Annotated in this window: 11 protein-coding genes; 5 read left to right on the plus strand and 6 right to left on the minus strand. The window is 74.3% G+C overall.

Going from position 1 to position 19,241, the window contains the following annotated elements:
* Window positions 1-215 precede the first annotated feature (215 nt).
* The gene (locus ACFC79_RS26820; RefSeq protein ID WP_376244807.1) at window positions 216-1,235 is read left to right on the plus strand and encodes a LuxR C-terminal-related transcriptional regulator; all 1,020 of its coding nucleotides are present in this window, start codon (window positions 216-218) and stop codon (window positions 1,233-1,235) included.
* A 32-nt stretch (window positions 1,236-1,267) separates the two neighbouring features.
* On the opposite strand, the gene ACFC79_RS26825 is transcribed toward ACFC79_RS26820, so the two are convergent.
* From ACFC79_RS26825 to ACFC79_RS26835, 3 genes are all read right to left on the minus strand, one after another.
* Window positions 1,268-1,462, minus strand: a complete 195-nt coding sequence (locus ACFC79_RS26825) for an MbtH family protein (protein ID WP_376244810.1) — start codon at window positions 1,460-1,462, stop codon at window positions 1,268-1,270.
* Window positions 1,463-1,717: 255 nt separating this feature from the next.
* Window positions 1,718-1,963 (minus strand): twin-arginine translocase TatA/TatE family subunit, encoded by a 246-nt coding sequence (locus ACFC79_RS26830; RefSeq protein ID WP_376244813.1) that lies wholly within the window; start codon window positions 1,961-1,963, stop codon window positions 1,718-1,720.
* Window positions 1,963-2,967, minus strand: coding sequence for a sporulation protein (locus ACFC79_RS26835; RefSeq protein WP_376244816.1), 1,005 nt, complete (start codon window positions 2,965-2,967; stop codon window positions 1,963-1,965). Before ACFC79_RS26835 ends, ACFC79_RS26830 begins: the two co-directional genes overlap by 1 nt.
* Window positions 2,968-3,428: 461 nt before the next feature.
* On the opposite strand from ACFC79_RS26835, the gene ACFC79_RS26840 reads away from it, so the two are divergent.
* Window positions 3,429-4,424 (plus strand): ABC transporter substrate-binding protein, encoded by a 996-nt coding sequence (locus ACFC79_RS26840; protein WP_376244819.1) that lies wholly within the window; start codon window positions 3,429-3,431, stop codon window positions 4,422-4,424.
* Window positions 4,425-4,565: 141 nt separating this feature from the next.
* On the opposite strand, the gene ACFC79_RS26845 is transcribed toward ACFC79_RS26840, so the two are convergent.
* On the minus strand, window positions 4,566-5,738 hold the full coding sequence (locus ACFC79_RS26845) for a M20 family metallopeptidase (RefSeq protein ID WP_376244822.1): 1,173 nt from the start codon (window positions 5,736-5,738) through the stop codon (window positions 4,566-4,568).
* 145 nt (window positions 5,739-5,883) lie between these two features.
* Here ACFC79_RS26845 and ACFC79_RS26850 point away from each other — a divergent pair, with 145 nt between their 5' ends.
* From ACFC79_RS26850 to ACFC79_RS26860, 3 genes are read left to right on the plus strand one after another with little or no spacing between them, the layout of a single operon-like run.
* On the plus strand, window positions 5,884-13,401 hold the full coding sequence (locus ACFC79_RS26850; protein ID WP_376244825.1) for an amino acid adenylation domain-containing protein: 7,518 nt from the start codon (window positions 5,884-5,886) through the stop codon (window positions 13,399-13,401).
* A gap of 4 nt (window positions 13,402-13,405) precedes the next feature.
* On the plus strand, window positions 13,406-13,627 hold the full coding sequence (locus tag ACFC79_RS26855; protein ID WP_376244827.1) for an MbtH family protein: 222 nt from the start codon (window positions 13,406-13,408) through the stop codon (window positions 13,625-13,627).
* Between the two features lie 41 nt (window positions 13,628-13,668).
* Window positions 13,669-15,279, plus strand: a complete 1,611-nt coding sequence (locus ACFC79_RS26860) for a DHA2 family efflux MFS transporter permease subunit (RefSeq protein WP_376245025.1) — start codon at window positions 13,669-13,671, stop codon at window positions 15,277-15,279.
* A 99-nt stretch (window positions 15,280-15,378) separates the two neighbouring features.
* Here ACFC79_RS26860 and fes read toward each other — a convergent pair whose 3' ends face one another.
* Together fes and fhuB are read right to left on the minus strand one after the other, a co-directional pair.
* Window positions 15,379-16,650, minus strand: coding sequence for an enterochelin esterase (gene fes / locus ACFC79_RS26865; protein ID WP_376244830.1), 1,272 nt, complete (start codon window positions 16,648-16,650; stop codon window positions 15,379-15,381).
* 147 nt (window positions 16,651-16,797) lie between these two features.
* Window positions 16,798-19,221 (minus strand): Fe(3+)-hydroxamate ABC transporter permease FhuB, encoded by a 2,424-nt coding sequence (gene fhuB, locus ACFC79_RS26870; RefSeq protein WP_376245028.1) that lies wholly within the window; start codon window positions 19,219-19,221, stop codon window positions 16,798-16,800.
* Window positions 19,222-19,241: the final 20 nt, after the last annotated feature.

Consider the following 19,241-nt stretch of genomic DNA (forward strand, 5'->3'; position numbering starts at 1 on the left):
ACAGTGACGGCTGAGCGCGTTTCGGCTTTGGCGGGTTCGCCGCCGCGCATTAGCATCACCGCACGTGGGGGCGCGAGAAAAGGGGGAAGGGGTGGCCCCATTGGGCCAAGGCCCATTCAGGCCATCGCCGGTGGGCCGGAGCACCGGCCCGGCGTCGGCGTCGCGCACGCGAGGACGCCCATCGCGCATGGGTGAACGGGAGGACTGAGGCCCTCGTGCTGGAAGTGTTGGGACTGGACACCTTGACCGAGGCGGTCTACCGGGCCATGCTCGCCGGGCCCGGGGACGACGCGACCGCGCTCGCCCACCGTCTGCGGACCTCGGAGGAATCCGTGCGCCGGGCCTGGGACACACTGGCCGAGCTGTCCCTGGTCCAGCTCCCGCCGGGGGCGCCGTCCCGGTCCGGGCCCACCGAGACCCCGCGTCCGATCAGTCCCGAGATCGCCTTCGACCACCTGCTCTCCCAGATGCAGGCCGAACTGGCCCGGGACCGGGAGCGGATCTCCGTCGCGCGCACCACGGCGTCCCGGCTGCTCTCCGAGTACGCGGAACTCAAGGCCCCGCACTGTCCGGTCGGGGTCGAGTACCTCGCCGACATGGCCCAGGTCCGGGTCAGACTCGCCGCACTCTCGGAGCGGGTACGGCGCGAGGTGATGACCTTCGTCCCCGACGGGGCCCGGAGGGAGGAGAACACGATGGCCGCCGCCCGTCCGCTCGACGAGCGGCTGCTGTGCGAGGGGGTGGCGATGCGGACGGTCTGCCTGGACAGTGTGCGCAACGATCCGGCCGCGCTCGCCCACGCGCGTCGGCTCACCGGACCGGGCGGCCAGGTCCGCACCGTCGCCGCGCTGCCCCTCCGGCTCACCCTCATCGACCGGGAGGTGGCGGTCGTCCCGGTCAACAGCGAGGACAGCGGTGAGGGAGCCGTCGTCCTGACCGGCCAGGGCCCCCTCACCGCGCTGTGCACCCTGTTCGAGCTGGTGTGGGAGACGGCGCAACCGCTGGACGATTTGGTGCGCCGGGACGACGAGGACGCGCTCAACCGTCAGGAGGCCGCGGCCCTGCGCCTGCTGGCCGAGGGCCACACCGACGCGGGCATAGCGAAGCGGCTCGGGCTCTCGCACCGCACCGCACGCCGCATGTCGACGGTCCTGATGCAACGCCTGGGCGCGCGCAGCCGGTTCGAGGCGGGCGTGCGGGCGGTCCAACGGGGATGGCTCCCCAGCGATCCGTGACACCGGCGGAGGCGTGGACCGCACGACGTCGGCTACGCGCCGCGGACGCTCAACGGGCGCATGTCGGTCCAGACCTCGTCCACATGCGCAAGGCACTCCTCGCGGGTCCCGGAGAACCCGGCCTCCCGCCAGCCGGCGGGCAGCTCGCGCTCCTGCGCCCAGATCGAGTACTGCTCCTCGTCGTTGATCACCACGACGAACCGGTCGACGCCGTCGTTCCGGACCACGCCCCACCTCCATGCATGACTTGGCCGACGGCAACAGCCTCGGGCACCGGGCGGAGTTGCGACAAGGGCCGCCCCATGCGCCGTTCCGAACGCCGGTATCGGCTCCTTCGATGCCGGACGCCGCACGGGGCAGGAGCACGCAGGGCCACGCCGGGCCGTCCGCATGCACGGGGTGCGCGGTCGGCCCGGCGGCGCGGCGAGGTGTGGCGGGACCGGCGCCCCGCCTCTGCCGGGGAGACGGTGCGGGGGCGGTCGTCAGCCCGTCGGGTGCCGCCCGCTCCCCGATTCGCCCGGATCGGTCCGGGCGACGGTCTCGCCGCGGACGATCCGGGGCGCCGGTTCCGGGCCGCCGGTGCCCCCGTTCTCCTTCGCCGCTCTGGCCTCGGCCTTCAGGATGCGCGCCGACTTGCCTGCGGAACGGGCGAGTTCGGGGAGCTTCTTGGCGCCCAGGACGAGGACGACCACGATCAGGACGACCCCGATCTCGCTGATTCCGAACATCAGTCCTCGCCCTCCTCGTCGTCCTCGAAGAAGTCCCCGACCTCGTCGACGACCTCGGCGGCGACCATGCCGCCGACGACGCCCACGGCGAGACCGGCGGCGCCCGCCGCGATGGCGGTGCCCACGCCCGGACCGGAACGGTGTCCGCCGTCGGTGTGATGGGCACCGTCGTGTCCGTGTCCGTCGCCGTGGTACCCGGGTGCCCCGTGCCCGTACTCCACCGGGTACGCCGGGCGGAGTTCGGCAAGTCGGCGCAGCTGCTCGTCGACGAGCGCCTGCCAGTCCCGGTGGGCGATGTCGTCGTGGCCGACAGTGAACCGGGCGAGCGCGTCGTGTCCGCCGGAGTGATGTCCGCCGCGCAGATCGGCCTCCAGGACCACGTCCATGCCGCCCGGGGAGGCGAGGAAGGTCACCTCGATCTCCTCGATCCGGTCCGCGTACTGCGGCGGCGGCAGCAGCTCGATCTCCTGGTAGAAGGGGAGTTGCTGGTGGGTGCCGCCGATCCGGCCGTACTCCAGGTCCGCGGACGCGAAGCCGCAGCCGAGCCGGCCGAACGCGTCGAGGACCGCCTCCTGCACGGGCAGCGGTGCCACGACGAGCTGATCGAGGTCGCCTTTGTCCCGGGCGCCGGCCACCGAGAGTTCGGTGCGCACGCCGAGGACGATGCCGAGGTCCTGCCCGTACAGCTGGGTCACCGGGGTCTCCCACGGCAGGACGACGGTGAAGGGCACGCTGCGCAGTTCGTCCTCGGCCAACCGGAAGCCTCCGCCGACGGTGAAGCGTTCGAAGGCCACGACGCCTTCCCGCTCGCCCTCCTCGTGCTCGGCCTCCACCCGCGCGACGAGTTCCAGCGTGATGTGCTCGATGTCGAAGGCGGCGCCGCCGCCCCTGAGTTCGACCCGGCCGGACAGGGGGCCGCCGGGGACGGCCGCCCCGGCGTCGAGAACCGTGTCGACGGTGGGGCCGCCCACACCGAGTGAGCCGAGCAGTCGTTTGAACACCATCGCGGCGTTCACTCCCTTACGTGCGTACGAGGGGCGTCGGGTACCCCTCGGGAACACCGGACGGGCACCCGCGCTCTACAGGCGTGTAGAAGCATAGGGGCGGCGGCGGGGCTTTGCGGGGTACGCGGAACCGACGGGCGGAAAAGTCCGAAAAGGGCTGCCCAGGCCGTCCGTTCGGGCGCTTGACGAGCGCGTTTTGCCGTGCCTTTACGTGTGCGAGGGGTGTGGTGGGCCGTCGTCGGGCATCGCGGACCGGGGTCGGTCGGGCGGGAGCGGGCGAGCCGGTTCCGTCACCGGGCGGGCGGTCCCGAGGGGGCTGTGAACGAGGTCGGGAGATCCCCTTGCCCGAGGTGTCTGAGGTAAGGCTAACCTTAGTTCTCGTGGTCGGGTGGTTCGGTGTCCATGGGGCATCGGCCTGCCGTCCGCGCTGTTTGCACGTCCCCATGAATCATGGAGTCCCCATGTCCCTGTCCAGACGCCCCTCCTCGATGCTTTCACGCGGTGCGGCGCGGGTCGCCGCCGTCGCGGCGGCGACCACGCTGCTCGTGACCGGCTGCGGCTCGGACTCCGACGACGCCGAGGGCGGCTCGGGCAAGGACTCCTCGGCCTCGGCCACCCGCACGGTGAAGGATGCCACCGGCCGCGCCGTCCAGGTTCCGGTCGCCCCCAAGCGGATCGTGACCCTCACTCAGGAGGAGCTGGACGCGGTCCTCGCGCTCGGCGTGAAGCCGGTCGGCATCACCAACGGCCAGGGGCTCGACGAGCCGCCCGCCTACCTCGCCGACAAGGTGCAGGGCATCGACGTCGTCGGCAACCTGCTCCAGCCGGTCATGGACAAGGTCGTCGCCGCCAGGCCCGACCTGATCCTCGCCGGTGACATGCAGGACGAGCAGGTCCTGAAGCAGCTGCGCGAGATCACCCCGGCCACCCTGGTCACCATGGCGCCGACCGACGACTGGAAGCTGTCGTTCCGCGGCATCGGCAACGCCCTCAACAAGCTCGACGCGGCGAACCGGGTCATCTCCGAGCGCGAGAGCGCCGCCAAGGCGGCGGGCGAGAAGCTGGGGGCGAACAAGGGCGCCGAGGTCTCCATCGTCCGCTGGAACCCGGACGGCCCCAGCTGGATGGAGAACAAGCAGTTCGCCGGCGGCATCGCACTGGAGATGGGGCTGAAGCGTCCCGAGGCGCAGAACAAGGACGGCAACGCCCACACCCCGTCGCTCAGCCTGGAGAAGATCAACGAGATCGACGGCGACTGGCTGTTCCTGTCGACCCTCACCTCCGACGGCGAGAAGGCGCTCAAGGACGTCCAGACCAAGCCGGCGTACAAGGAGCTGAACGCCGTCGGGAAGGGCCATGCCGTGACGGTCGACGGTTCCGTCTGGTCGACCCGCGGCGGACCGCTCGCCGCCGACGTGGTCGTGAACGACATCGTCAAGGCGCTGGGCGCTTCCTGAGCGCGTGCCGCATGGCGGGTGCCGCATGGCGGGTGCCGCATGCCGGGTGCCGCATGCTCGGGTGCCGGGTGCCGGGTGCCGGGTGCCGGGTGCCGGGTGCCGGGTGCGGGCGGGCTCCCGTCCGCCCGCACCCTGCGCCGCTCACGCGGGTCGTCGTCCGTCCTGTCGCGCATGCGCGAAGTCGGCCGCCGTCCACGCCATCGCCGTCGCCCCGTCCAGCAGCGCCCGCTCGGCCGTCGGCGAGACGGCCGCCTCGGCGAAGGCGGCCTCGTGCGGACCGCAGGTGCCGCCGCTGATGTCGAGCACCGGGTGGATGGAGGGCACCACGTGCGACACGTTGCCCATGTCGGTGCAGGCGAACGGGGGCCGCTCCACGGGCTCCGGGCGGCCGAGGGTGCGGGCGTTGGCCGCCCACAGCCGCAGCAGCCCGGGGTCGCCCCGGAAGTCCAGGTAGTCGGGCTCGGGACGCTCCAGGGACACCTCGCAGCCGGTCGCGAGTGCGCCCGCCCGGAAGCACGCCTCCACCCGCGCCCGCAGTTCGGTGAGGTCCTCGGCGGCCAGGGCCCGCAGCTCGTACGAGGCGCGGGCCCGGTCCGGGATCGCGTTGGGCGCGCTGCCGGCCTCCGTGGTGATGCCGTGCACCCGCCACTGCGGCGGCAGTTGCTGGCGGAGCAGGCCGATGGCCACCTGGGCCACGGTCAGCGCGTCCGCCGCGTTGCGGCCGTTGTGCGGGTCGAGGCTGGGGTGTGCGGACCGGCCGGTGTAGGTGACGGACAGGGTGCCGAGTGCGAAGGACCGGAAGTCCGTCATCTCGAACGGGCACGGATGGACCATCATCGCGGCGTCCACCCCGTCGAAGGCCCCCTCCCGGAGCATCAGTGCCTTGCCCGCGCCGCGTTCCTCGGCCGGGGTGCCCAGCACCCGTATCCGCAGCCCGAGTTCGTGCGCGGTCGGCGCGAGGCCGAGCGCGGCGCCGATCCCGGCGGCGGCGATGAGGTTGTGACCGCAGGCGTGACCGAGGTCCGGCAGGGCGTCGTACTCGCAGACGATGGCGACCGTCGTGGGGCCGCTGCCCGCCGTGGCCTCGAAGGCGGTGTCCAGCCCGTACGCCGGGGCGGTCACGTCGAAGCCGCGGTCGGCCAGCAGTTCGGTGCACCAGGCGGCGGCCCGGTACTCGCCGAACGCGGTCTCCGGGTGGCCGTGGATGCGGCGGCTGAGGCCGAGCAGGGCGTTCGTATCCCGCTCGATCCCTTGCCGCACACGGGATCTGACGTCCTGATGGGTGGCGGCGGTGTCGCCGTGCGGGTCGGTCATCGGTTCTTCCTCCGGTGTGCTCGTGCTGCCCTCCGCCGTGAAGCTCGTGCCGGAGGCATGCGATACAAGAATTTAGCTTAGGCTTACCTAAGTCTTTGGCGGCCAGTGCGCGGCAAGGCTTTCACAACCGAGGAGTTGTCCCCACATGAACCAGCGTCCGGAGCCGTTTCCCCTGCTCACCGCGCAGAGCGGTATCCACTACGCACAACAGCTCGCCCCGGGCAGCACGGAGTTCCACACGGCGGACGTCGTGGAGATCGCCGGGGCCCTCGACGAGGACCGTTTCGAGCGCGCGCTGCGCCGTACCGTCGCCGAGGCCGAGACCCTGCGGCTGCGGATCGCCGAGGAGGACGGGACGCCGGTCCAGTACGCCGACCCCGGTGCCGGGTTCACGCTGCACCGAATCGACCTGAGGGCGGCGGACGAGCCCGTCCGGGAGGCGGGGCGGTGGATACGCGCCGACCTGTCCCGTCCGGGCGGACTCGCCGCGGCGGACGGCCTGATGAACCAGGCGCTGTTCCGGGTCGGCGACACGCGGTACTGGTGGTACCAGCGGGTCCACCACATCGCCGTCGACGCCTACGCCCTGACCCTGATCGGCCGCCGGGTCGCCGAGCTGTACACGGCCGACGGGCGGACACCGCCGGAGGCCCGGTTCGTGCCGCTGCGCGACGTCGTCGCCGAGGAGCAGGAGTACCTGGCGGGCGAACAGTACGCCGCCGACCGGGAGTTCTGGGCCGGCCGGATGGCCGACGCCGTCCCCGTCACCCTGGCGCCGCCCGCCGCGCCCGCCGCGCCCGCGGTGTCCGCACGTTCCGTCGATTCCGCACGCCCCGCCCCGACGACGCCCGCAAGCGCGTCGGACTCCGACCCGGCACCGGACGCCGCCGCCCCCGCGGACGGCCCGTTGCTGCGCCGCGCCGCCGACCTGCCCGCCGGTGCGCTGAGCCGCCTCACCCGTGCCGCCGGTGCCGCCAAGGCCACCTGGGCCGAACTCGTCGTCGCCGCCACCGCCGTCCAGCTGCACCGGCTCACCGGCTCCCAGGACGTCGTCCTCGGCCTGCCGCTCACCAACCGCCGGGGCCCGGCCGCGCTGCGCACCCCCGCGATGACCGTGAACGTGCTGCCGCTGCGGATCGCCGTCCGCCCGCAGGACACCGCCGCCGAACTGCTCCGCCGCATCGTGCTGGAGATCCGGCAGGTGCGCCGCCACCAGCGCTACCCGCAGGCCGACCTCCGCCGCGACCTGGGTCTGACCGCACCCGCCGCACCGCTCACCGGACCGATGGTCAACATCAAGCCCCACGACGGCGGTTCGCTGGACTTCGACGGGCTGCCCGGCACCGTTCGCAACCTCGCCGCCGGACCGGTCGAGGATCTCTCCGTCGGAGCCTGGCCGGGCCACGACGACGGCCTCGCCCTCGTCGTGGAGGCGGACGCCGCCCGCTACACCGCCGCGGACGCCGACCGCTGTGCCGCCACCCTCCGCCGTTGCCTCGACGGCCTCACCGAACTGTTGCTCACCGACCCGCACCGACCGCTCGCCGCACTCGACCTGCTCACCGAGGACGAGGTGCACCGCGCCACGGCGGGCCGTTCGGAGCCGCGCGTCACCACGACCGTGCCCGAGGAGTTCGCCGCGCGGGCCGCGCGCACCCCGGACGCGACCGCCGTCCGCTGCGGCGGCGACACGCTCACCTTCGCCGAACTGGACGCCGCCGCCAACCGGCTCTCCCACCACCTCACCGCCCACGGCGTCGGCCCCGAAACACCCGTCGCGCTCGCCCTGCCGCGCTCCACCGGCATGGTCACGGCCCTGCTCGCCGTCCTCAAGGCGGGCGGCGTCTGCCAGCCGCTCGACCTCGGCCACCCGGCCGCCCGCACCCTCGCCGTGCTGGAGGACGCCCGCCCCGCCTGCGTCCTCGGCACCGCCGAGGCGCTCGCCGCCCTTCCCGCACACGGGTTGCCGGTGATCGCCGTGGACGCCCCGGAGACGCGCACCGTCCTCGGACGGGCCCCCGGCGACCGCCCCGCCGCCGTGCCCGGCCCGGACGACGCGGCGTACGTCATCCACACCTCCGGCTCCACCGGCCGCCCCAAGGGCGTGGTCGTCACCCACGCCTCCCTGGCCAACCTGTACGCCGGCCACGGCACCGACCACATCGCGCCCGCCGTCGCCCGGACCGGCCGCGCCCGGCTCAAGGTCGCCCACAGCGCCTCCTTCGCCTTCGACGCCTCCTGGGACCCGGTGCTGTGGATGGTCCACGGCCACGAACTGCACCTGCTCGACGACGCGACCTACCGCGACCCGGCCGCGCTGACCGCCTATGTCGACGAGCACCGCGTCGACTACCTCGACGTCACCCCCTCCTACGCGGAGGCCCTCCTCGCCGAGGGGCTGCTGGGCGACGGCCACCACCGGCCCGCCGTCCTCGTCGTCGGCGGCGAGAGCGTCCCCGCACCGCTCTGGCAGCGCCTCGCCGCCGCCGACGGCGTCCACCCGCTCAATCTCTACGGACCCACCGAGACCACCGTGGACGCCTGCCACTGGACCGGGCCGGACTCCGACGGCAGCCCGGTGCGCGCCACCCGCCTCTACGTCCTGGACACGGCCCTGCGCCCGGCCCCCGACGACGTGCCCGGCGAGCTGTACGTCGCCGGGGCCTGTCTCGCCCGCGGCTATCTCGGGCGGCCCGACCTGACGGCGCAGCGATTCGTCGCCGACCCCTTCGGGGCACCGCACGACGAGCCCGGCGGCCGGATGTACCGCACCGGCGACCTGGTGCGCCGCCGCCCCGACGGCACCATCGAGTTCCTCGGCCGCACCGACGACCAGGTCAAGATCCGCGGCTTCCGCATCGAACCCGGCGAGATCCGGGCCGTCCTGGCCCGGCACCCCGCCGTCGCCCGCGCCGCCGTCATCGCCCGCGACGCGCCCGGCGGCAAGCGGCTGCTGGCCTACGCCGTCCTCCGGCCGGGCACCGACGCCGACCCGGCCGCCCTGCGCGACCACCTCGCCGCCGAACTGCCCGCGCACATGGTCCCGGCCGCCGTCGTCCTCCTCGACACCCTGCCGCTCACCGCCAACGACAAGCTCGACCACCGCGCCCTGCCCGATCCCGCCCCGCAGACCGCCGAGGCCGCCGCCACCGGCCCGGTGGCGGCCGACCCGCACACCGACGTCGTCGCCGGGCTCTTCGCCGACCTGCTCGGCCTGGACACCGCCCCCGCCCCCGGCGGCTCCTTCTTCGACCTGGGCGGGCACTCGCTGCTCGCGGCCCGGCTCGCCGCCCGGCTGCGCGAGGTCTTCGACGTGCCGGTCTCCGTCGCCGATGTGTTCCGCGAGCCCACCCCGGCCGCCCTCGCCGCCCTGGTCCGCACCCGTCACACCGACGACGCCACCACCGACGACGTCCCCCTCGTCCGGGTGCCCCGCACCGGCGAACTGCCGCTGTCACCGGCCCAGCAGCGGCTGTGGTTCCTGCACCGGCTGGAGGGGCCGAGCCCGACCTACAACATCCCGCTCGTCCTCACCGTCGAGGGAACGCTGGACGAGGGCGCCCTCACCGACGCCCTCGCCGACCTGACGGCCCGCCACGAAACACTGCGGACGCTCTACCCGGTCCCCGACGAGGGTTCCGACAGCCTGCCCCGGCAGCACGTCCTCGCCCCCGGCGACCCGGCGGCCCGGCCCGTCCTGCACCGCGTCCCCGACGGCGGCGACCTGACCGCCGCCGCCCGCCACAGCTTCGACCCGGCCCGCGAGATCCCGCTGCGCGCCACCCTGTTCAGCGGGGCCGACGACCGCCACACCCTGCTGCTGGTGCTGCACCACATCGCGGGCGACGGCGCCTCCACCACCCCGCTCTCCCACGACCTCGCCGCCGCCTACCGCGCCCGGCTGGCCGACCGGGCACCGGAGTTCGCCCCACTGCCCGTGCAGTACGCCGACCACGCGGCCCGCCAGCGGCTCCGGCTCGGCACCCCCGCCGAGCCCACCCCCTTCGCCACCGCCCTGCTCGACCACTGGACGCGGACACTGGCCGGACTTCCCGACCAGCTCGACCTGCCCACCGACCGGCCCCGCCCGGCCGTCGCCCCGTCCGACGGCGACACCGTCCCCTTCGCCCTGGACACGGGCACGCACGCCGCCCTCGTCCGGCTCGCCCGCACCACCGGCGCCAGCGTCTTCATGACCGTCCAGGCGGGCCTGGCCGCCCTCCTCACCCGGCACGGCTGCGGCACCGACATCCCGCTCGGCACCCCCGTCGCCGGACGCGACGACGACGCCACCGCCGCCCTCGTCGGCTTCTTCACCAACACCGTCGTGCTGCGCACCGACACCTCCGGCGACCCCACCTTCCGGGACCTGCTGAAGCGGGCACGGACCTCCGCACTCGCCGCTTTCGAACACGACGAGCTGCCCTTCGACCACCTCGTCGAAGCCCTCAACCCACCCCGTTCGCTGTCCCGTCACCCGCTCTTCCAGACCATGCTGGCCTGGCAGTCGGTACCGGACGCCGCCTTCCCGCTCGGGCCCGACGCCACCGCCCGGCTGTCCACCATGACCTCGGGCACCGCCAAGTTCGACCTCACCCTCAACGCGGGCGAACTCGCCGGTGGCGGCATCGGAGGCTTCCTGGAGTTCCGCACCGACCTCTTCGACCGCTCCACCGCCCAGGCGCTCGCCGACCGCCTGGTCCGCCTGCTCGGCGCCGCGGCCGAGACCCCCGACACCCCGCTGAGCCTGCTGCCGCTGCTCAGTGAGGACGAGCGCCACCACGCCCTGGTCGACGGCAATCTCCCCGGCAGCACGGAGCACGGCAGCACGGAGCACGGCAGCACGGAGCACGGCACCGCGCGGCACGGAGTCACGGAGGACGGCGGCCCGGGAAGCGGCACCGCGCAGAACGGCGCCGCGACGTGCGGAGTCTCCCGCGTGTTGCCCGCCGCGCCCGCCGCCGCGGCCACCCTCGCCGACCGCTACGAGGAAGCCGCCCGCCGCCACCCCGGCCGGACCGCCGTCGGCCACGAAGGCGTCTCGCTGACGTACGCCGGACTCTCCGGGCACGCCCACCGGCTGGCCCGGCTGCTCGCCGACCGCGGCATCGGCCCCGGCTCCATCGTGGCCCTCGCCCTGCCCCGTTCCCCCGACCTGGTCACCGGGCTGCTCGCGGTCTGTCTCGCGGGCGCCGCGTACCTCCCGCTCGACCCCGACTACCCGGCCGACCGGCTGGCGTACATGCTGGCCGACGCCCGCCCCGCCGCCGTCGTCACCGACGCCGCCACCGCGCCCCGGCTGCCCGCCCACGAGCTGCCCGTCATCACCGTCGACGGCGCCGCCGACGCGGCGTACGACGACGCCCCGCTCCGCCAGGAGGACCGGGTCCGCCCGCTGACCCCCGACGACCCGGCGTACGTCATCTACACCTCCGGCTCCACCGGCCGCCCCAAGGGCGTCGTGGTCACCCACCACAACGTCACCCGGCTGCTGACCGCCACCGACCACTGGTTCGGCTTCGGACCGGACGACACTTGGACACTGTTCCACTCCTACGCCTTCGACTTCTCCGTCTGGGAGCTGTGGGGCGCGCTGCTGTACGGCGGCAAGGTCGTCGTCGTGCCCCACCTGACCAGCCGCGACCCGCACGCCTTCCTGCGGCTGCTCGCCGCGGAACGGGTGACCGTCCTCAACCAGACGCCGTCCGCCTTCTACCAGCTGGCCGCCGCCGACCGCGAGGACCCCGGACACGAACTCGCCTTGCGCTACGTCGTGTTCGGTGGCGAGGCCCTGGAACCGGGCCGCCTGGACGACTGGTACGCCCGGCACGCCGACGACGCCCCCCGGCTGGTCAACATGTACGGCATCACCGAGACCACCGTGCACGTCACCCACCACGCCCTGGACCGCCGCACGGCCGCCGCCGCGACCTCCTCCGCCATCGGCGTCAACATCCCCGACCTGCGCGTCTACGTACTCGACGAACGGCTCCAGCCGGTACCGCCCGGCGTGACGGGGGAGATGTACGTCGCCGGAGCGGGCGTGGCCGCCGGATACCTCGGCAGGCCCGACCTGACGGCGATCCGCTTCGTCGCCGACCCCCACGCCCACCTGTTCGGGGAGAGCGGCAGCCGGATGTACCGCTCCGGCGACCTCGCCCGCCGCCGCGCGGACGGCACCCTGGAGTACTTCGGCCGCGCCGACCACCAGGTCAAGATCCGCGGCTTCCGCATCGAACTCGGCGAGATCGAGGCCGTCCTCGCCGCCCATCCGCAGGTGGCGGACGTGGCCGTGGTGGTCCGCGAGGACGTCCCCGGCGACAAACGGCTCGTCGCCTACGCGGTGCCCGCCGCGCCGGACACATCCGCCGCCCCGGCCCCCGACACCGCGCGGGTCACGGACGCGGACACGGCGGCGGGAACGGGCACCGGGACCACGACGGCGGACCTCGCGGGGCGGCTGCGCGAGCACGCCGCCCGCGACCTGCCCGCCCACATGGTCCCGTCCGCCGTGGTCGAACTGGAGCGGCTGCCGCTGACCGGCAACGGCAAGCTGGACCGCAAGGCCCTGCCCGCCCCCGGCCGCCCCGCCGCCGGGGCCCTCGCACGAGCCCCGCGCGGGCCGCGCGAGGAGCAGCTCTGCGCGATCTTCGCCGAGGTGCTCGGCACGGACCGGGTCGGGGCCGACGACAACTTCTTCGACCTCGGCGGCCACTCGCTGCTCGCCGTCCGTCTCGCCGCCCGGGTCGGGGCCGCCCTCGGCACCGAGGTGTCCATCGGCACCGTCTTCCGGTCCCCGACGGTCGCGTCCCTGGCCACCGCACTCGACACGGCACCGGACGGCGCGGGCGACGACCCGCTCGACGTGCTGCTGCCGCTCCGTCCGGCCCGCGACGGCGACCGCGCCCCGCTGTACTGCGTGCACCCGGCCGGCGGGCTCAGCTGGTGCTACGCCGGCCTCATCCGTCACCTGCCCGCCGACGTGCCGATCTACGGCCTCCAGGCGCAGGGCGTCGGCCCCGCCACAGCCGGTCGGCCCCTGCCCACCACCCTGGAGGAGCTGGCCGCGCACTACGCGACCCGGATGCGGGAGGTGCAGCCGGCCGGGCCGTACCGCCTGCTCGGCTGGTCCACCGGCGGCATCATCGCGCAGGCCGTGGCCACCCACCTCCAGGACCTGGGCGAGGCCGTCGAACTGCTCGCCGTCCTCGACGCCTACCCCGCCGAGGGCTTTCGCGAGCTGCCGGTCCCGGACCACGCCGAGGCGATGGAATCCCTGTTGGCGATGGGCGGTTACGGCCCCGACACCCTGGACGGCAAGCCGCTCACCACCGCCCACGTGATCGAGGTTCTCCAGCGCGAGGGCAGCCCGTTGGCCGCGCTGACCACCGGCACGCTGGAGGCCCTCGCCGACATCTACCTCAACACCAACCACCTGGTGCGGAGTTTCGACCACCGGCGCTTCGACGGGGACGTGCTGTTCTTCCGCGCCACCGTCGACACCCTCGACGACGAGCTCACCCCCGACACCTGGGCCCCGTACGTGGCCGGGCGCATCGACAACACCGACATCGCCTGCTCGCACAAGGACATGACCCTTCCCGAACCGATCGCGCACATAGCCCGCGTGGTCGCCGACCGCCTGACCGACCTGGAGAAGTGACCCGATGGCAGCGCACACCCCGGGCGGCGACGCCCCCGTCAACCCCTTCGACGCGGACGGGGAGGGTGCCGCCTTCCTCGTCCTCGCCAACGAACGGCGTCAGCACTCGCTGTGGCCCCGGTTCGCCGAGATACCGGCCGGCTGGACGGCGGTGCACGGACCGTGCCCGCGCCAGGACGCGCTGGACTGGGTCACCGCGCACGACACCGCGCTGCCGGTCCGGTGACCGCCACCGACCGACGCACCGGTCGGGGCCGCCCGCTGCCGATGCCGCGCATCCGCCCCCGCCTGGCCGTGGTCCTGGTCTACGTGGCCGCGATGTGCATGAACGGCCTCGACTCCACCATCGTCAACCCGGCCCTCTACACCATCGCCGAGGACTTCGGCAGGCCCGTCTCCGCGGCCAACACCGTCGAGACGGCCTTCCTGGTCGCGCTGGCGCTCGCGCTGCCGGTGGCGGGCTGGCTCGGCGACCGGTACGGCACCAAGCGGGTCTTCCTCGGCGCGCTCGCCGTGTTCACCGCCGCGTCCGCGCTGTGCGGACTCGCCTGGAACCTGCCGGTACTGGTCGTGGCGCGCGCCCTCCAGGGCCTGGCCGGCGGGCTGTTGACCCCGGTGGGCATGACCCTGTTGTTCCGGGCTTTCGCGCCGCCGGAACGGGTGCGGCTGTCGAAGGTGCTGATCGTGCCGACGGCACTGATGCCCGCCCTCGGCCCGCCGCTCGGCGGCCTGCTGACCGAACACCTCTCCTGGCACTGGCTGTTCTTCGTGAACGTGCCGATCGGCGCCACCGCCGTGCTGCTGGGCGCGATCGGGCTGCGCGAGCACGTCGAGGGCACCACCGGGCCCTTCGACCGGGCCGGCTTCTGGCTCGCCACGCCCGCCCTGGGCCTGCTCACCTACGCGCTCGGCTTCGGCCCGGCACACGGCTGGTCCGACCCCTTCGTGGTGGTGGGCGCGGTCGCGGGCGCGGTGCTGTTGGCGGCGACCGTCGTCCAGCAGCGCCGGACCCCCGCACCGCTGCTGGGGCTGCGGCTGTTCACCGACCGGTACTACGGCCCGGCCGCCGCGCTGGCCGCGCTCACCGCCGCCGGGCTGATGGGCGTGCTGTTCGTGGTGCCGCTGCTGTTCCAGGCGGCCCTGGGCGGTTCCGCGCTGGATGCCGGTCTGAGCGTGTTCCCGGAGGCGATCGGCCTGATGCTGGCCTCGCAGGCCGTGGACCGGCTGCTGCCCCGCCTCGGGCCGCGCCGTCTGGCCGTGGCCGCGCTGCTCGCCGCCGCCGCGGTGTTCGGGGCGCTGGCGGTGCCGGGCGTCGCGGAGAACGCATGGGCGGTGCGGACCCTGATGTTCCTGATCGGACTGGTGCTCGGCGCGGCCGTGCTGACCGTGCAGCTTGCCGGTTTCGAGACCGTCGCGCCGCCGGACATGGGCCGGGCGATGGGCCTCTTCCAGATCGTCCGCACCCTGGGCGGCGCCCTCGGCATCGCCTTGTGCGCGGCTCTGGTGGGCGGCGGCGCGCACCCGGCGGGCGAGGTGATGGACGCGGGTCCGTTCCGTACGGCGCTGTGGGCGGCGGCCGCCCTGGTGGCGCTGTCGGCGGCGTTCGCCCTGCGGCTCCCGCGCACGGCGCCGCAACCGCCGCCGTTCGACGAGGCAGCACCGTTCGACGAGGCAGCACCGTTCGACGAGGCAGCACCGTTCGACGAGGCAGCACCGTTCGACGAGCAGACGCCGGGTGGCGGTGAGTCCGGCGGCGGTGAGTCCGGTGCCGGTGAGTCCGGTGTCGGTGAGCGGGGCACGGACGGGCCGGGCGCCGGGAAACCGGCGACGGAGCAGCACGGGGGAGCGGGAGCACCGGAGCACTCGGACGCACCCTGACGTCCGACCGCACGACGGGAAGGAGCCCCGCGGCCGACGCCGCCGCGGGGCTCCTTCCTCGCCCCTCCGTGCCGTTCGCCGCACGGCCCCCCGGGCGGACTACCGCCCGGCGTCCTCGTCCCGGCCCGGTGCCTCGTCCGTGTCGCCCAGCAGCGCCGACAGCCCGTCGGCCAGACCGCCCCGCCAACAGGCGTAGTCGTGGCCGCCGTTGAACTCCCGGTAGGAGACGTCGTAGCCGCGGGCCCGCAGGACGTTGCGCAGCCGCCGGTTCTCCGCCAGCAGCATCCACTCCTGGAGACCCACCTCCAGCCACAGCCGGACCGGGCGTCGGTGGCCGGTCGCGTACTGCCGGGTGAGCCACTCCTCGCCGCGCTCCGGATCGTTCTCCGGCCACCAGAAGGAGCCCGACTGCGACACCGCCAGGCCGAACCGGTCGGGGCGCCGGTACGCGGCGAACGCGGCGGTAAGGCCGCCCGCGCTCTGCCCGGCGATCAGGGTGCGTCCCGGCCGGGACGTCGTGCCGTACTCCGCCCGTGCCCACGGCAGCAGGGTGTCCGCCAGCCAGTCCACGAACGTGCCGCTGCAGCTCAGGTCGTCCATCCGGTGGTCCATCGTGTCCACCAGCAGGGCCACCGTCGGCGGCAGCGCCCCGTCCGCGTGCATCCGGTCCAGCATGCCGCCCGCGGCCGGCACCGACCCCCACATCTCCCCGTCGAGCAGCACGGCGACCGCGTGCGGCACCGCAGACGAGCCGTGTCCCGGTGGCAGACGGACGGTCACCCGGCGGCCGTCCACCTCCCGCACCAGGGTCGTCCCGCACGCCGGGGCGCCGTCGCCGTCGTCCGCGACGTACGGCTGCGGGGGAGCGTCGGGCATCGACAGCACCGAGGAGGGGTGGCGTCCGCCCTGCGCGGGCAGGAGGGGCGTCCGGCTCAGCGGGTCCGGCACCGCCCGGTCCAGCGTCGCCCGCCAGGAGATGCGGTCGGTGCGCAGCAACTCCTCGCGGGTGCCGTGGCCGGGCAGGAACTGGTACGAGGCACGGTGATCGGCGCGCAGCCGGTGGGAGAGCGCCCAGACACCGGTGCCCGTGACACGGTGCATCAGATGCCCGGTCAGGTCACCGGCGTGCCGGTCCCGGTCGGTGACCGTGTGCAGCAGGAGCAGGACGTCCGCGGCGGGCCGGTCCGGATCCTCCCGCCGGACGAAGGTGACCAGGCGGTGGGCCGGGTCGCCCTCGGGGTCGGGCTCGACGAGCGGCGTGCCCGTCAGTTCGGCGCGCAGCCAGAACTCGGCCTCGGCGCCCGGTATCCGGGCCCGGACGGCGTCGCGCAGGGCGCGCAGCGAGGGGCTGGGAAGTGCGGTCGCGGTCACGGTCGTCTGCCTTTCGTGCTCTTGGTGCTCTTGGTGCCCTTGGCGTGTTTCTTGCTTTCGCGCGGCGGCCGGGGAGGGGGGCGGGTCGGTGCGTACCGGCGGTCCGGGCGCAGCCGTCCGGTGAAACCGGCTACGCCGCCGCGGTGTTCAGAGCCGGGTGGCGGACGACCGGCCCAGCAGTACCCACAGCAGGAAGGGCCCGCCGAGGACGGTCGTCACCACGCCCACCGGGAGTTCGACGCCGGAGAAGGCGATCCGCCCCAGGGTGTCGGCGGCCACCACCATCACCGCCCCGGTCAGCATGGAGCCGACCAGCGGCACCCGGAGCGGTCCGGCCAGCCGCGCGGCGATCACCGGGGAGGCGAGTGCGACGAAGGCCACCGGCCCGCACACACCCACCGCGAGCCCGGCCAGGGCCACGGCCAGCAGCATGCACAGCAGTCGGACGCGGTCCGGGCGCACGCCCACGGAGGACGCCGTCGCGTCGTCGAAGCGCAGCACGGCAAGGTGCCGGGCCACGACGAGGGCCGCGGGGACGAGCACGGCGAGTCCGATCAGCACCGGCACCGCGACGGAGTAGCTGCGCCCGTTCAGGCTGCCGGAGGTCCATACGTACAGCGAGCTCGCCGAGTTGAGCGAGCGGCGGGAGAGCACCACCTGGGTGACGGCGGAGGCCAGTGCCGACATGGCGAGGCCGACCACGAGCACCCGGTAGCCGCGTTGGCCGAGCCCGCCGGAGACGGTCGTGACGACGAGGACGGCGGCGAGCGCGCCGAGCGGGCCGGCCCACCAGGAGCCGAAGGTGGCGGTCGTGCTGAGGGTCACGGAGAGCAGGACGGCGGCCGTGGCGCCGTCGTTGACACCGAGGAGTTCGGGGGTGGCGAGCCGGTTGCGGGCCAGGGTCTGGGTCAGGCATCCGGCGAGCCCCAGGGCCGCGCCGGCCACCAGCCCGGCGACGATCCGCCCGAGCCGGAACTTCTGCACGAGCAGCACGTCGAAGCGGTCGCCCTGACCGAGCACCGCACGGAACGTGCGGGCCACACCCATGTCGCTCTGACCCGCGTACGCCGAGAACGTGACGGCCACCAGCGCCAGCGCGGCGAGCGCGAGCACGGCCAGGGCCGGCCGACGGTGCACCAGCAGCGAGAACGGACCGCGCCGCAGCACGGCCGCTCCGGCGGCGAGCGCCCCGACCGGCGCCGTCACCGACTTCCCGGCCGCCGTTGTGTCCTGCGCCGTTGTGCCCTGCGTTGCCGGTTCCTGCGGCGCCGTGCTCTCCGCCGCCGGTTTCCGCGCCGCCGTGCCCCGCGTCGCCGTCCCGCTGCTCCCGGTTTTGGCCACCGGTCGCGGACGCCGCAGCACACCGGTGGGACGCGCCGCCAGCGGGGCCCGTCCGCCCCGTCCCGACGGGACGTCGTCGGCGGCCGGATCGGTCATGCCCATCGCCGCGAGTCGGTGCGAGCGCACGATGCCGATGAGGACCGGTGCACCGATGAGCGCCACGATCACCGACACCGGCGCCTCGAACGGCCGGGACACCACCCGGGCCGCCACGTCCGCCACCGTCAGCACCCCGGCGCCGATGAGTCCGGCCAGGACGATCCGTGCGGCCGTGCGGGTCCCGGCCAGCGAGCGGGCCAGGAACCCGGCGAGCAGCCCCAGGAAGGAGATCGGCCCGGCCAGTGCGACCGCGGCGGCCGTGAGCAGCGTGACCGCCGCGGCCACCGCGGTACGGATCAGCGACGGCCGGTGGCCGAGGCCACGGGCCAGGTCGTCGCCGAGCGCGAGCGCCGACAGCGGCCGGGTCACCAGCAGGGCGCCTGCGAAGCCGACGACGAGCACCGGCAGCAACCGGTACAGCTCGCCGAAGCCCTCCACCCCCGCCAACGAGCCGAGCACCCAGAACCGGAACCGGTCGTAGGTCTCCGCCGAGTTGACCACGATGACGCTGGTGAGACCGCCGAACGTGGCGCCCAGCGCGGAACCGGCGAGCACCAGCCGCATGGGGGAGCCGCCGCGCCCTCGTCCCGCGATGAGCAGGACCAGGCCGCTCGCGATCACCGCGCCGCCGAACGCACAGACCAAGTAGGCGTAACCCGAATCCAGGCCGAGCAGCGCGATGCCGGCCACGACACCCAGCGAGGCGCCCGCGTTGACCCCCAGCAGGCCGGTCTCGGCGAGCGGGTTGCGGGTGACGGCCTGGAGCAGACAGCCGGCGACGCCGAGGGCCGCGCCGACCAGTACGGCGGTGAGCGTGCGGGGCAGCCGCAGATCACCGATGACCAGGGCGAGCCGGCTGTCGGCGCGGGCGCCGTGACGGTTCAGCAGATAGTCGAGAGCGCCTCCCGGGCCGACCTCGCCGGCGCCGACGCACAGCGAGATGCCGCAGAGCAGCACGACGATCGCCGCGAACCCGGCAACGATCAGGCGGGTACGGCGACCGGACGGTTCGGCCGCGGGGCCGTCCGTCGCGGCGGGTACGGCGGAGGGCGAGGGGTCGATGTCGGCCGTCAACGTCCCCGTGCCCCCGCCCACTTGTGCGTGGGAACTTCGGACCTCGGAATGACGCATATGCATGAAGTGAGGTTAGC

The sequence above is a fragment of the Streptomyces sp. NPDC056061 genome (genome assembly GCF_042266885.1).
GTDB lineage: Bacteria > Actinomycetota > Actinomycetes > Streptomycetales > Streptomycetaceae > Streptomyces.